The 14,057-nt window shown below is 71.3% G+C and carries 10 protein-coding genes; 5 read left to right on the top strand and 5 right to left on the bottom strand.

What is annotated here, in order from left to right:
* Positions 1-45: 45 nt before the first annotated feature.
* The 3 genes from ASF40_RS10690 to ASF40_RS10700 form a co-directional block, all read right to left on the bottom strand.
* Positions 46-534, bottom strand: a complete 489-nt coding sequence (locus ASF40_RS10690; protein WP_056368870.1) for a nitroreductase/quinone reductase family protein — start codon at positions 532-534, stop codon at positions 46-48.
* 144 nt (positions 535-678) lie between these two features.
* Positions 679-2,775, bottom strand: a complete 2,097-nt coding sequence (locus ASF40_RS10695; RefSeq protein ID WP_200919476.1) for a YhgE/Pip domain-containing protein — start codon at positions 2,773-2,775, stop codon at positions 679-681.
* The gene (locus ASF40_RS10700) at positions 2,772-5,780 is read right to left on the bottom strand and encodes an MMPL family transporter (RefSeq protein WP_056368872.1); all 3,009 of its coding nucleotides are present in this window, start codon (positions 5,778-5,780) and stop codon (positions 2,772-2,774) included. The genes ASF40_RS10695 and ASF40_RS10700 overlap by 4 nt, the downstream gene beginning before the upstream one ends.
* Positions 5,781-5,915: 135 nt before the next feature.
* On the opposite strand from ASF40_RS10700, the gene ASF40_RS10705 reads away from it, so the two are divergent.
* Complete coding sequence (locus ASF40_RS10705) at positions 5,916-6,554, top strand: TetR/AcrR family transcriptional regulator (protein ID WP_056368874.1); 639 nt, start codon at positions 5,916-5,918, stop codon at positions 6,552-6,554.
* A 92-nt stretch (positions 6,555-6,646) separates the two neighbouring features.
* Here the strand turns inward: ASF40_RS10705 and ASF40_RS10710 are convergent, their stop codons facing one another.
* Positions 6,647-7,648, bottom strand: a complete 1,002-nt coding sequence (locus ASF40_RS10710) for an o-succinylbenzoate synthase (RefSeq protein ID WP_056368876.1) — start codon at positions 7,646-7,648, stop codon at positions 6,647-6,649.
* A gap of 25 nt (positions 7,649-7,673) precedes the next feature.
* Positions 7,674-7,838, bottom strand: coding sequence for a hypothetical protein (locus tag ASF40_RS21255; protein ID WP_162239851.1), 165 nt, complete (start codon positions 7,836-7,838; stop codon positions 7,674-7,676).
* Positions 7,839-7,936: 98 nt separating this feature from the next.
* Between ASF40_RS21255 and ASF40_RS10715 the strand changes: the two genes are divergently transcribed.
* The 4 genes from ASF40_RS10715 (at position 7,937) to ASF40_RS10730 (ending at position 14,030) form a co-directional block, all read left to right on the top strand.
* Positions 7,937-8,272 carry a PadR family transcriptional regulator gene (locus ASF40_RS10715; protein ID WP_056368878.1) on the top strand — a complete coding sequence of 112 codons (336 nt, stop codon included), beginning with the start codon at positions 7,937-7,939 and terminating at the stop codon, positions 8,270-8,272.
* A 1-nt stretch (position 8,273) separates the two neighbouring features.
* A complete protein-coding gene (locus tag ASF40_RS10720; RefSeq protein WP_056368880.1) occupies positions 8,274-9,248 on the top strand; it encodes a permease prefix domain 1-containing protein in 975 nt (324 codons plus the stop codon).
* A 104-nt stretch (positions 9,249-9,352) separates the two neighbouring features.
* Complete coding sequence (locus tag ASF40_RS10725) at positions 9,353-10,150, top strand: LLM class F420-dependent oxidoreductase (protein ID WP_056368882.1); 798 nt, start codon at positions 9,353-9,355, stop codon at positions 10,148-10,150.
* A gap of 175 nt (positions 10,151-10,325) precedes the next feature.
* Positions 10,326-14,030, top strand: a complete 3,705-nt coding sequence (locus ASF40_RS10730; protein WP_056368884.1) for a homocysteine S-methyltransferase family protein — start codon at positions 10,326-10,328, stop codon at positions 14,028-14,030.
* The last annotated feature ends 27 nt before the right edge of the window (positions 14,031-14,057 follow it).

The raw sequence follows: 14,057 nt of genomic DNA on the forward strand, positions 1-14,057 counted from the left end.
GGTCTCACTCTCCCCCGAGGGACCCGACCCCGCCGGACATGACGCTCAGGGCGCCGGGGTGAGTACGACGACCGGGGTCTCGCGGCTGCGCAGCGCCGCCATCGCGTCGAGGTCGGCGTCGCCCTGCAGGGTGCGCCACACCGCCCAGAGGCGCTCGCGGTCGGCTCCCGTCGCCTCGCGGGCGAGCACGTCGCGCCTGCCGTCGGGAAGATCGACGGATGCCGCGGGCCGCGCCTCGAGGTTCAGCCACCAGGCCGGCGGCGGGTCGCCCCAGCCGTTCATCGCGAGGGTGACGAGGTCGGGGCCGTCCTCGAAGTACGCGACGATCGCGACGCGCGGCTCGCCCGAGCGGCGGCCGACCGTGTGCAGGCGCATCATCCCGTAGACGGTCGGGGACGGATGCCGCAGCCCCACGCGTCCGCGGGTCACCCGGTACAGCGTCCGATGGACGACCCACGCGGTGCGGATGAACCAGCGCGGTGGGATCCGGGCCGGATCGCGGCGCGCCTCGGTCGGGTGCGGGGAGGGGTTCATGCTTGCGATCCTGTCGCGCCGCGGTCCCGCCGGCAATCGGCTGATCGGCCACTGTTCTGCGGCCGATCGGACGAGCTGCCCGCACCCGACACGACACGGCGGAGCCCCGGCCGGGAGGCGGCCGGGGCTCCGAGGACGAGCGGGTCAGGCGGTGGCGGGCGCCGCCTTGAGCAGCGCGCGCGCCGAGGTGCTGCGCCGGCGCGCGACCGCGAGGATCGTCGCGCCGAGGGCGAGCAGCGTCCACACGACGAGGCCGGCGATCGCGGCGCCGAGTCCCGACGCCGAGGTGAGGGCGGCGAGCATCCCGTTGTAGGCGGGCCCGGTGGGCAGCAGCGCCGCGACGCTCGAGAGCACACCGGGCACCGTCGAGACGACTCCGGTCGCGACGGCGAACACGCCGATCAGTGCGGCGATCCATCGCCCGGCACCGCCGAACACGGCGATCAGGGCCTGGTTCACCGCGGCGAACGCGATGCCGGCGACGACCGCCACCAGGGCGAACACCCACCAGTCCGCCCACGCGTACGACGCGGCGAGCTGCACGACGCCGGCCACCAGCATGCCCTGCACGGCGCCGAGCGCCGCCGCCGGGGCGAACGAGCGCAGCGCGAGCAGCGCCGAGGGCTGGCGCGACGTGAGCGCGCGGCGCGAGACGGCCTGCAACGCGACGAAGGTGCCGAGTCCGCCGAACCACAGTGCGAGGGTCGCCAGCAGCGGGATCGCGGAGGCGCCGAACAGCGACGTGCCCACGCCCTCCGCTTCCACGGGGTTCGCCACCACGGTGGCGAGGTCGGTGGCCTGGTCGTCGGTGTACGACGGGAGGGAATCGGATGCTGTGGCCAGCCCGCTCGCGAGCTCTCCGGTGCCGTCCGCGAGCTGGGCCACGCCGTCGGCGAGGCTCGTGGCGCCGTCGGCGGCCTGGGTCGCGCCGGACGCGAGCTGCGATGCGCCGTCGGAGAGTCCGTCCGCACCGCTCTCGATGCCGGTCACGCCGGTCGCCAGCTGCCCCGCGCCCGCCGCGGACTGGTCGATGCCACCGGCGAGCTGGGTGAGGCCGCCCGCGAGCGTGCCGACGCCGGTGCCGATGGTGCGGAACTGCGTCGCGAACTCCTGGGTGACGCCGGTGTTCAGCTGAGCGATGCCGTCTGCCGTGAGCTGGGTCAGGGTCGCCGCACCGGGGTTGTCGGTAGTGGGGCCCGTGCCGTTGAGGATCACGGAGGTCTTGCCGGCCGAGGCCACGGCCGTCCCGAGCTGCCTGCAGAAGTCCGTGGACTGCGTGCAGGATGCGGCGAGCTCCTGCAGGGCTTCGAAGTTCGTCTTCGCCTCTGCTGCCGCCAGACCGGTCGCCGTCGACGCGCCGCCCGCGGCCTGCGTGAGTCCGTCGGGCACGATCCCCGTCTGCTCGAGCGCGGTCGCGCCGGCGTTCACACCGTCGGCGATCTGCTGCGCCCCCGCAGACGCTTCGCGCGTCTTGCCGGCGATCGTGGTCAGACCGGACTGCAGCGACGTCGCGCCGCCCGCGATCTGGCCGGCGCCGCTCGCCAGCTGCGAGGCGCCGCTCGCCAGCTGCTCGTTGCCGTCGGCGATCTGCGAGATGCCGTCGGGCAGCTGCGCCGCGCCGTCGGCGGCCTGGGTCGCGCCGTCGGCGAGCTGCTGCGCACCGTCGGCGGCGGTGCCGAGCTGGTCGCCCAGCGTCGTGAACCCGAGGAAGACGTTCTCGAGGTACACGGTCGACAGCTGCGTGCCCATGGTCGAGGCGGCAGCGGAGGCGACCTGCGCCGTGATGGCGTCGTCCACGATGAGGCTGTCGGGCGGCGTCGTCACCTCGATCGTGGCCTGCTCGGGCGTCTCGCCCGGGCGCGTCGACAGGGCGGCGGCTGTGAAGTTCTCGGGGATCGTGATGACGGCGGCGTAGGTGCCGTCGGCGAGACCGGCGGCCGCGTCATCCGCGTTCGACAGCGTCCAGGTGAGGTTGCTGTCGAGCTCGTCCGAGCCCTCGACGAGCCCGGCGGTGAGCTGGCGGCCGAGCGGCACCAGCTGCCCGTCGACGGTGACCGGCTCGTCCTCGTTCACGACGGCGGCGGTCAGGTTGTCGAGCCGCTCCACGGGGTTGTACAGCGCGGCCACCAGGATGCCGCCGATGACGACGGGCAGCAGCAGCACGCCGATCAGCGTCAGCCACGTGACGGGCCGGGTCGAGCGCGCGCGCTCGACGGCCGTGGTGATCCAGTTCGGGGTCATGCGTTCACCTCTGCGGTGGGGGTGGTCTGAGCGGTGGCGGAGCGCAGCGTGATCGAGGTCACGTCGGGGCGGTGCGCGTCCGCGAGGAGGGCGAGAGCCGCGCTCTCGGTGCGGCCGGTCACGACGAGCGTCAGACGCTGGTCGCTCGCCGCAAGCGCCGCGGCGGCGTCGCGCAGCAGCGCGGCGGCCTGGTCGCGCTCCGCGTGATCGAGCGCGTCGACGCCTTCGATCACGACGAGGCTCGCCTTCCCGGCGAGGGCGCGGCGCAGCGCCGGCACGCGGTCGTCGGCGTCGGCGAGGAGCGCGAGCCCGACGTGCGCGCGCACCCAGGCCCCGCGCTCGGGGAGGAGGTGGCCGGCGACGCGCAGGCGCCCGTCGGTCGGGGCCAGCCGCGCCGCGATCGTGAGCGCGAAGGCCCGCGCCGCGCGGGGGTCGCCGGTCGCGATGAGCGTGCCGCCGGGCTCCGTGCGGAAGGCGGCGTCCTCGAACAGCACGACCTCGCCGGCCGAGCCGCCCGCGTCCGCGCGCACGGCGACGCCGTCGCCGACGACCACGGCCGTCGTTTCGGGCTCCGGCCATGCGGCGAGCGAGAGCTCACGCTCGACGGCCTCGCCCTCGATGTCGAAGTGGGGGAGGATCCGCTCGAGCCAGCGCGGCATCCACCACGCCTTGTCGCCGAGCAGGGTCATGACGGCCGGCACGAGCGTCATGCGCACGAGGAACGCGTCGACGGCGATGCCGACGGCGAGGCCCAGCGCGATCGGCTTGATCGACGAATCGCCTTCGGGCACGAAGGCCGCGAACACCGCGAACATGATGACCGCTGCGGCGGTGACCACGCGCGCCGAGGCCGTGAATCCCGAGCGCACGGCGCCCACCGCGATGTCGCGGCTGCCGCGCGTCGCGTGGCCGCCCGCGGCGCGGCGGGCGTGCACATAGTCCTCGCGCATGCGGCTGACGAGGAAGACCTCGTAGTCCATGGCCAGGCCGAACAGCACGCCCATCAGGATGATCGGCATGAAGCTGATCACGGGGCCCGTACGGTCCACGTGCAGGAGCTCCGCGCCCCAGCCCCACTCGAAGACCGCGGCGACGACGCCGAACGCGGCCATCACCGACAGCAGGTAGCCGAGGGCGGCCTTGATGGGCACCCAGATCGAGCGGAACACGATCATGAGGAGCACGAGCGACAGGCCGACGACGAACACGCCGAACGGCAGCAGGGCGGCGCCCAGGCGGTCCGAGATGTCGATGCCGACGGCCGTGAATCCCGTCACCTTGAGGTCGACGCCGTACTCGTCCTCGAGCTCCGGGGCGAGCGCGCGCAGGTCGCGTACCAGCTGGGCGGTCGCCGGGTCGTCGGGCGCGGTCTCGGGCACGATCTGGATCAGTCCGGTGTCGGCGGTCTCGTTCGGCGTCGCGAGCGCGACCTCCTTCACGCCCGGCACCTTCTCGATCTCGGCCTTGAGGTCGGCCATGAGTCCGAGCGGATCCGTCGACGTCACGATCGTGCCGGTCATGATGAGCGGGCCGTTCGAGCCGGGCCCGAAGTGCTCGGCCGTGAGGTCGTACGCCTGACGCGCCTGGCTCGACTCCGGCTGCTGGCCGGCGTTCGGCAGGGCGAGCGCGAGGCTCGCCGCCGGGATCGCCATGACGCCGAGGGTGAGCACGACGGCGATGGTGGTGACGATCGGGTGCTTGGTGACGAGCGTGACCCAGCGATTGGTCTTCTTCGTCGGGGTTCCGTGGGCCGCCTCTGCTGCGAGGACGGTTTCGTTGTCCTCTGGTTCGTGCGTCTGAGCGGCATCGGTGGCCGCTCGCGCGCGCCGTGAGGTCTCCGCGGGCGCGGCTCCGCTCAGGGAGTCCGAAGCATCCGATTCGTCCGAGGCGGTGGCGCTCGTCTCGGTGAGGGTGTCCGTTTCCGCCTCCGCCGAGCGGCGCGCGCCGGGCAGCGGCATCCCGCGCCGCTTCTTGCCGTGGCCCCAGCCGGCGACGCGGTGCTTCGCGAAGCCGAGGAGCGCGGGTGTGAGGGTGAGGGCGACGACGACGGCGATCGCGACGGCGACAGCCGCGGCGATGCCCATCGTCGTGAGGAAGGGGATGCCGGCGAAGCCGAGGCCGATGAGGGCGATGAGCACCGTGATTCCGGCGAAGACGACCGCCGAACCTGCCGTGCCCGTCGCACGGGCGGCGGACTCCTCGGGCTCGACCCCGGCGCGCACCTGATCCTGATGTCGCGCCACGATGAAGAGGGCGTAGTCGATGCCGACCGCGAGTCCCAGCATGATCGCGAGCATCGGCGTGGTCGATGACACCGAGACGAACGCGGTGGCGATGAAGATGAGCGCGATCGCGAGACCCACGCCGATGAGCGCGGACACGAGCGGGAACCACGCCACCGCGAACGAGCGGAACGTCACGATGAGCACGAACAGCGCGATGAGCACGCCGACCGCCTCGATGAGGGACAGTGCAGGCACCGAGGTCGAGAAGAGGTCGCCGCCCATGGCGACCTGCGAGCCCTCGGGAAGCGTCTCGCGCAGATCGTCGGCGACCTGTTCGAGTCCCTCCTTGGTCTCGTCCGACACGTCGGTCGACTGGCCGTCGAACTGGAGGCGGATGATCGCGGCGGACTCGTCGTCCGACACCATGCCCGTCACCATCTCGTTGAAGGGGTCGGTCACGGCGATGACCCCGTCGAGATGTTCGAGGTGCGCGACCGTGTCGTCGATCGCGCCCGCGTACGGCTCCTCGTCGATCCGGTCGCCGTCGGCCGTCACGATGACGAGCTGCGCGCTCGTGCCGCTCGCCTGCGGGAAGCTGCGATCGAGCAGCTCGATGCCCTCCTGGGCCTCGGTGCCGGGGATCGAGAAGGAGTTGTCCGTCCCGCCCAGGTGCGGGATCGCGAGGCCGAGGGCGATGCCCAGCAGCATCAGCCACGAGACCAGCACCCGCCACGGGTGACGGTAGGTCCAGCGACCGAGCGCATACAGAAGAGTCGACAACAGCGCCTCCGGTTACGGGTGGAGAGTTCGGGAACCGTCGATACAGCGCTGTATCGGATACATGAGTGTATCGTAAGGCGGACCTACCGCCCCAACCTGAGTAGTGCGTGTGAGACTGGACGAGATGGAGGACCGATGACCGACACCCCCGTGGCCGAAGCGACCGGCACATCACGTCGTCGCGAGGCGACCCGGCAGAAGCTGCTGGATGCCGCCGCCCTGGTCTTCGCGGAAGTCGGCTTGGACGCGGCATCCGTCGAAGCGATCTGCGAGCGCGCAGGCTTCACGCGCGGCGCGTTCTACTCGAACTTCGAGACCAAGGACGAGCTCATGCTCGCCCTCACGGAGCGGGTCGCCGGCGAGAAGATCGACGAGGTCGCCGAGCGGGTCGCCCAGCTTCAGGAGCGCGGCGAGGACCTCGAGCCCGGCGCCCTCGTGCGCCAACTGCTCGATGTGGCGTTCGACAAGAAGCAGGGCATCCTGCTGACCAGCGAGATCCGCACGCGCGCGATGCGCGACCAGCGGCTCGCCGAGACCTACCTCGCCTGGCAGGCGGGCATGGTCGAGCGCGTCGGGTCCTTCATCGAGGAGCTCGCGCTCACGTATCGCTTCAGGCTGCGCCTACCGCCGCAGGAGTTCGCGGGTCTCATCCTGCAGACCTGGGAAGACACGTCGGCCTTCGCGGTCATGACCGGCCTGAGCGCGCCAGAGATGCACCAGCTGGTCAACGAGCGCACCGCGCGTGTGGCCACCGCCCTCGTCGACCCCCTCTGACCCCGGGCAGTCGCGCTCCATTCCCGGTCATTGAGCGAGCGAAGCGAGTCGAAACGCCCCGAGGCTTCCGCCGGCACTGAGTCCCGCAGGCATCACTCCGCGGTGCGCAGCACCTCGTAGCACCGGGCCAACCGGTCGAGCCACCACTGGCGGCGGTCGGCGGATGCTGCGTGCGCGGCGAGCAGTGCCGGGTCGGGGGTCACCCGGCCCACGACGAGCGCACCGGCGCGCGGTGTGAGCGGCGGGTCGACCACGTCCGCCGTGAACAGCGACGCCGTGCCGAGTCCGCAGTCGTAGTCGAGCTCGGGGAGGGCCGCGGCCAGCGCGACGCCCATCGACAGCCCGACCGACGTGTCGAGGGCGCTCGACACGATCGCGGGAAGCCCGGCCTCGGCGACGATCTCGAGTGCTCGCCGCACCCCGCCGAGCGGCTGCGCCTTGATCACCAGCAGATCGGCGGCTCCCGCCCGCGCGACGGCGAGCGGGTCGGCGGCCTTGCGCACGCTCTCGTCAGCGGCGATGGGGATGCCCATGTACTTCACGCGTCGGCGGAGCTCGGCGAGCTCCTCGACGCTCGCGCACGGCTGCTCGACGTATTCGAGGTCGAACTCCGCGAGCGCGTGGACCGCGTGCTCGGCCTCGTCGACGTTCCACGCGCCGTTCGCATCGATGCGCACGCGGCCCTCGGGCCCCATGGCCTCGCGCACCGCGCGCACGCGCGCCACGTCGTCCGCGAGCACCTGACCGGGCTCCGCCACCTTGACCTTCGCCGTGCGGCAGCCGTCGAACCGTGCGAGCACGGACGGGACGGATGCTGCCACCACCGCCGGCACGGTGGCGTTGACGCCGATGAGGTCGCGGCGGGCGGCGGGTCGCGGCATCCGTGAATCCTCGATGGCGGCAGCCAGCCACGTCGAGGCCTCCGCGTCGCCGTATTCGGCGAACGGCGAGAACTCGGCCCAGCCCTCGGGGCCCTCGAAGAGGAGGGCTTCGCGCACGTCGATGCCGCGGAACCGCGTCGCAAGCGGCAGTGCGACGACGTGCGCGGTGTCGAGGATCTCGGCGAGCGGGGGGAGCGGAACGGCGGTGGTCACGTACTCAGTCTGCCCCGGTGCGGACTCAGAATCCGCCGGCGTGGAATCGCGCGTCGCGTGTCTCGTAGTGCCCGACCACGCGGGCATCGCGGTACGAGGAGGACTGTGCGCTCCGATACTCCTCGTGGGTCACGGGCTTCCCGAAGACGGCCCACTTCAGGCGCATCCAGCGACTCGGCTTCTCGGACATCGGGGCTCCCGTCTCGCGGTGCCCTCAGCATCCCAGTTCTGATCTGAACTATAAAGTGTCATTGACTATAGTGTGTGACACACAGTATGGTGTGAGGCATGAGCGAAACCGAGGTCCTCGAGACGCACCTGCAGGAGCTGCGGCGCGGCACGATCGTGCTCGCGTGCCTGCGGCTGCTCGAGACGCCGGGGTACGGGTACGGGCTGCTCGAGGAGCTTGGCAAGCGCGGCTTCCCGACCGACGCGAACACGCTGTACCCGCTGCTGCGCCGCCTCGAGAAGCAGGGGTTCCTCACGAGCGAGTGGAACACCGACGAGTCCCGTCCCCGCAAGTTCTACCGCACCAGCGACGCCGGCCTCCGCCTCGCCGGCGCCCTCACCGACGACTTCCGCGCGATCGCCGTCGCGATCGGCGCCCTCCCCGAGGAGAACTGACATGACCAACACCGCCACCCTCACCGACCGCTACGTCGACGCGGCGATGCGCACCGTGCCCGAGGCGCAGCGCGCCGACCTCGCGGCCGAGCTGCGTGCGTCGATCGACGACCAGGTCGAGGCCCGCATCGAGCAGGGCGAGCCGCGCGACACGGCCGAACGTGCCGTGCTCACCGAGCTCGGCGACCCCGACAAGCTTGCCGCCGGCTACACCGACCGCCCCCTGTGGCTCGTCGGCCCGCGCTACTTCCTCGACTGGTGGCGGCTGCTGAAGCTGCTGCTGTACATCGTGCCCGCGTGCGCCGCCTTCGGGGTCTCGCTCGCGATGGTGCTCGACGGCGCCACGTTCGGCGAGATCATCGGCGCGCTCGTGCCGCTGCTGCTCTCGGTGGTCGTGCACCTCGCGTTCTGGACGACGCTCGTCTTCGTCATCCTCGAGCGCACCGGCCACGAGACGATGACCGGCCAGCCCTGGACGCCCGACCAGCTGCCCGAGCCGCGCCAGAAGGGCGTCGGCCTCGGCGACATGATCACGTCGCTGGCGTTCCTCGGGATCATGGTCGGGGTCGTGCTGTGGGACCTGTTCATCGGCTTCGTGCCCACGGAGCCCGGGCTGTCGTTCCTCGACCCGGGGCTCTGGCCCTGGTGGATCCTGGGGCTGTTCGCAGTGATGGCCCTCGAAGCGGTGCTCGCGGTCGTCGTCTACGCGATCGGACGCTGGACCATCGGTCTCGCGGTGGCGAACGGCATCCTGAATCTCGTCATCGCGGTGCCCGCGCTGTGGCTGCTGTTCGAAGGGCGCCTGATCAATCCCGCGTACTTCCCGACGATCATCCCCGACGACGGCGCCGAGGTCGGCCAGATCATCGCCGTCATCGTCGGCTTCGTCATCGCGGGTGTCGCGATCTGGGACACCGTGGATGCCGCGCTCAAGGCGGCGCGTGCGCGCCGGGGGTCGTCACGCGTCCTCAGCTGAGGATCTGACCCGAGATGCGGACCGAGCCCCCGGGGAGCGGTCCGCATCTCGGCGCATTCCCTCGAACGAGGACCGCCCCCTCCCGCCGGCCGTACGCTTTCCCCATGCCCCTCCTCGATACTCCCGTGCGCCTCGGCGTGCAGCTGCAGCCTCAGCACGCGCCCTACTCCGCCTTCCGCGACGCGGTGCTCCGCCTCGAGGAGATGGGCGTCGACATCCTCTTCAACTGGGACCACTTCTTCCCGCTCAGCGGCGACCCCGACGGCCTCCACTTCGAGTCGTGGACGATGCTCGCCGCGTGGGCGGAGCAGACCGAGCGGGTCGAATTCGGCGCCCTCGTCAACTGCAACAGCTACCGCAATCCCGACCTCCAGGCCGACATGGCCCGCACGATCGACCACATCTCGGCGAAGGACGGCGTCGGCCGGTTCATCTTCGCCACCGGATCGGGCTGGTTCGCGCGCGACTACGAGGAGTACGGCTACGAGTTCGGCACCGCCGGCTCGCGCCTGAACGACCTCGCCGCCGGACTCGAGCGCATCGAGGCGCGGTGGCAGAAGCTCAACCCGGCCCCGACCCGCGACATCCCGGTCATGATCGGCGGCGCGGGCGAGCAGAAGACGCTGCGCCTGGTCGCACGGCACGCCGACATCTGGCACAGCTACGTGCGCGCGAGCGATCTGCCTCACAAGCTCGACGTCATCGAGCAGTGGGCCGAGCGCGAGCAGACCGACACCTCGAACCTCGTCATCTCGAACGAGCTGCACCAGCGCGACGAGGCCCACGCCGACGGCCTCTACGACGCCGGCGTGCGCCTGTTCACCATCGGCTTCCAGGGCCCCGACTGGGACTACGACATCATCCGCTCGTGGCTGCGCTGGCGCGACGCCAAGAACGCCTGACGTTCTGAGGGACGGATGCTGCCACCCGGCGCCCTGCGCCGGGCCGCAGCATCCGTCCCGGCCTCGCCCGCACCGCGGACCTGGGCGAGGCCGGACCAGCGTCCGCATCGGGCACGGACCGCGGTGTCCGTCACGAAGGGCGACGCCGAAGACCCCGGCGACTAAAATCGCCGAGGTGACCGCCGCACCGCCCGCACCCCGGTTCGCCCTCGACATCGACGGGGTTGCGAGACCCGAGCGCTCGCAGCAGCTGCTCGACGGTGTGCGTGAGCGCGTCGTCATCGCCGACGGCGCGATGGGCACGATGCTGCAGCGCTACGACCTGTCGATCGACGGCGACTTCCAGGGCCTCGAAGGGTGCAACGAGATCCTCAACGTCTCTCGCCCCGATGTGGTCGGGGAGATCCACGACGCGTACCTCGCGGTGGGCGTCGACGCGGTCGAGACGAACACGTTCGGTGCGAACTGGTCGAACCTCGACGACTACGGCATCGTCGACCGCATCGCCGAACTCGCCGAGAAGGGTGCACGCATCGCGCGGGAGCGCGTCGAGGCCGCCGAGGCCGTCGACGGCCGCGTGCGCTGGGTGCTCGGCTCGATGGGCCCGGGCACGAAGCTCCCGAGCCTCGGGCACACCACGTACGACAACCTCAAGCAGACTTTCGCGCTGCAGGCCGAGGGGCTCATCGACGGCGGGGCCGACGCGTTCCTCGTCGAGACCTCGCAGGATCTGCTGCAGACCAAGGCCGCCATCAACGGCTGTCGTCAGGCGATCGTGAGCCGCGGCATCCGTCTGCCGATCTTCGTCGAGGTGACCGTCGAGACCACCGGCACCATGCTCATGGGCTCCGAGATCGGCGCGGCGCTCACGGCCATCGAGCCGCTCGGCGTCGACGCGATCGGCCTCAACTGCGCCACCGGCCCGACCGAGATGAGCGAGCACCTCCGGCACCTGTCGAAGCACGCGACGGTGCCGATCGCGTGCATGCCCAACGCCGGGCTTCCCGTGCTCGGAGCGAACGGCGCGCACTACCCGCTCACGCCCGTCGAGCTCGCGACCGCGCACGAGCAGTTCGTGCGCGAGTTCGGGCTGGGACTGGTCGGCGGATGCTGCGGCACCACGCCCGAGCACCTCGCCGCGGTCGTCGAGCGCCTGGCCGACTTCCGGTCGTCGGGCGAGCGAAGCGAGACGAGACGCGCCGAACCCGGCGCAGGCAGCGAGCGCGCGCTTCCCGTGCGGGCTCTCGGCGACCGCGCCATCGATCTCGACCCCGGCGTGGCCTCGCTCTACCAGCACGTGTCGTTCCAGCAGGACGCCTCGTACCTCGCGATCGGCGAGCGCACCAACGCGAACGGCTCGAAGGCGTTCCGCGAGGCGATGCTCGAGGAGCGGTGGGACGACTGCGTCGAGATCGCGCGCGAACAGATCCGCGTGGGCGCGCACCTGCTCGACGTGTGCATCGACTACGTCGGCCGCGACGGCGTCGCCGACATCCGCGAGGTCGTCTCGCGGTTCGCGAGCGCCTCGACCCTGCCGCTCGTCGTCGACTCCACCGAGCCCGCGGTCATCGCCGCCGGGCTCGAGCTCATCGGCGGCCGGCCCGTCGTGAACTCCGTGAACTACGAGGACGGCGACGGCCCGACCTCCCGCTTCGGCCGCATCATGCCGCTCGTCAAGGAGCACGGCACCGCGGTCGTCGCGCTGACGATCGACGAGCACGGCCAGGCCCGCACGGCCGAGGGCAAGGTGCAGATCGCGACGCGGCTCATCGACGAGCTGGTCGGCGAGTGGGGCCTGCGGGTCAACGACATCATCGTCGACTGCCTGACCTTTCCGATCGCGACCGGCCAGGAGGAGACCCGCCGCGACGCGATCGAGACGATCGAGGCGATCCGGCAGATCACCGCGAAGTACCCGGGCATCAACACGACGCTCGGCGTCTCGAACGTCTCGTTCGGCCTCAACCCGGCCGCCCGCAGCGTGCTGAACTCCGCGTTCATGCACGAAGCGGTCGAGGCCGGTCTCACCTCGGGCATCATCGACGCCGCGAAGATCGTGCCGCTCGCCTCGATCTCGGAGGAGCAGCGCAAGGTCGCGCTCGACCTGGTGTGGGACCGTCGCGAATACGACGCCGACGGCAACGTCACGTACGACCCGCTGGCACGGATGCTGGACCTCTTCGCCGGCGTCGACACCGCGGCCCTGCGCAACCAGCGCGCGGCCGAGCTGGCGGCGCTGCCGGTGGGGGAGCGGCTCGAACGCCGCATCATCGACGGCGAGGGCAAGGGCCTCGAAGCCGACCTCGACCTCGCCCGCGAGGGCGGGCTGGCGCCGCTGCAGATCATCAACGACCACCTGCTCGAGGGCATGAAGATCGTCGGCGAGCGGTTCGGCGCCGGCGAGATGCAGCTGCCGTTCGTGCTGCAGTCGGCCGAGGTGATGAAGAACGCGGTCGCCCTCCTCGAACCGCACATGGAGAAGTCGGATGCCTCGGGCAAGGGCCGCATCATCCTCGCGACCGTCCGCGGCGACGTGCACGACATCGGCAAGAACCTCGTCGACATCATCCTCACCAACAACGGCTACGACGTGATCAACCTCGGCATCAAGCAGCCGATCGCCGACATCATCGCGGCGGCAGAGGAGCACGACGCCGACGTCATCGGCATGTCGGGCCTGCTCGTGAAGTCGACGGTCGTGATGAAGGAGAACCTCGAGGAGCTCACGTCGCGGGGCCTCGGCAAGAAGTGGCCGGTGATCCTCGGCGGCGCGGCCCTCACGCGCGCCTACGTCGAGGACGACCTCGCCTCACTGTTCGACGGCGAGGTGCGCTACGCGCGTGACGCGTTCGAGGGGCTCGCGCTCATGGACCCGCTCGTGAAGATCGCGCGCGGCGCCGATCCCGCATCCGTCGGGCTGCCGGCGCTGAAGAAGCGGCGGCACGCTGCCGGCTCCAAGCTCACGCTCACGGAGCCCGAGGCCATGCCGGCACGCTCGGACGTGGCATCCGACAACCCCGTCCCCGCCCCGCCGTTCTGGGGCACCCGCATCGTCCGCGGCCTCGCGCTGCACGACTACGCCGCCTTCCTCGATGAGCGTGCGACGTTCATGGGGCAGTGGGGCCTCAAGCCCGGCCGCGGCGAGGACGGCGCCACGTACGAGCAGCTCGTCGAGACCGAGGGCCGGCCGCGGCTGCGGTACTGGCTCGACCGCATCCTCGGCGAGGGCATGCTCGACGCGTCGGTCGCGTACGGCTTCTTCCCGGTCGTGTCGGAGGGCAACGACGTCGTCGTGCTGCACCACGGCGACGATCCCTCGGGAGGGCTCGGCGCAGCCGGCCTCCTCGCCCCCGACGGTGGGTCCGGCGGCACGCTCGGCAGCGACCGCCTGCGCTTCCACTTCCCGCGCCAGCGCCGCGACCGCCACCTGTGCCTCGCCGACTTCGTGCGCTCGCGCGAGTCGGGCCAGGTCGACGTGATGCCGGTGCAGCTCGTGACCGCGGGAGCGAACATCGACTCCGTCACGGCGAAGCTCTTCGCCGAGGACAAGTACCGCGACTACTACGAGCTCAACGGGCTCGTGATGCAGCTGACCGAGGCGCTCGCCGAGTACTGGCACGCCCGCATCCGCTCCGAGCTCGGGTTCTCGCACGAGGACCCGACCGACACCGCGGGCCTCTTCAAGCTCGAGTACCGCGGCGCCCGCTTCTCCCTCGGCTACCCCGCGTGCCCTGACATGGAGGACCGCCGCAAGGTCGTCGAGCTCCTGCGCCCCGAGCGCATGGGTGTCGAGCTCAGCGAGGAGCTGCAGCTGCACCCCGAGCAGTCCACCGATGCCTTCGTCTTCCACCACCCCGAGGCGAAGTACTTCTCGGTCTGACCCGGACGCGCGCGCGAGCGACGGATG

The organism is Microbacterium sp. Leaf288 (genome assembly GCF_001422925.1).
GTDB lineage: Bacteria > Actinomycetota > Actinomycetes > Actinomycetales > Microbacteriaceae > Microbacterium.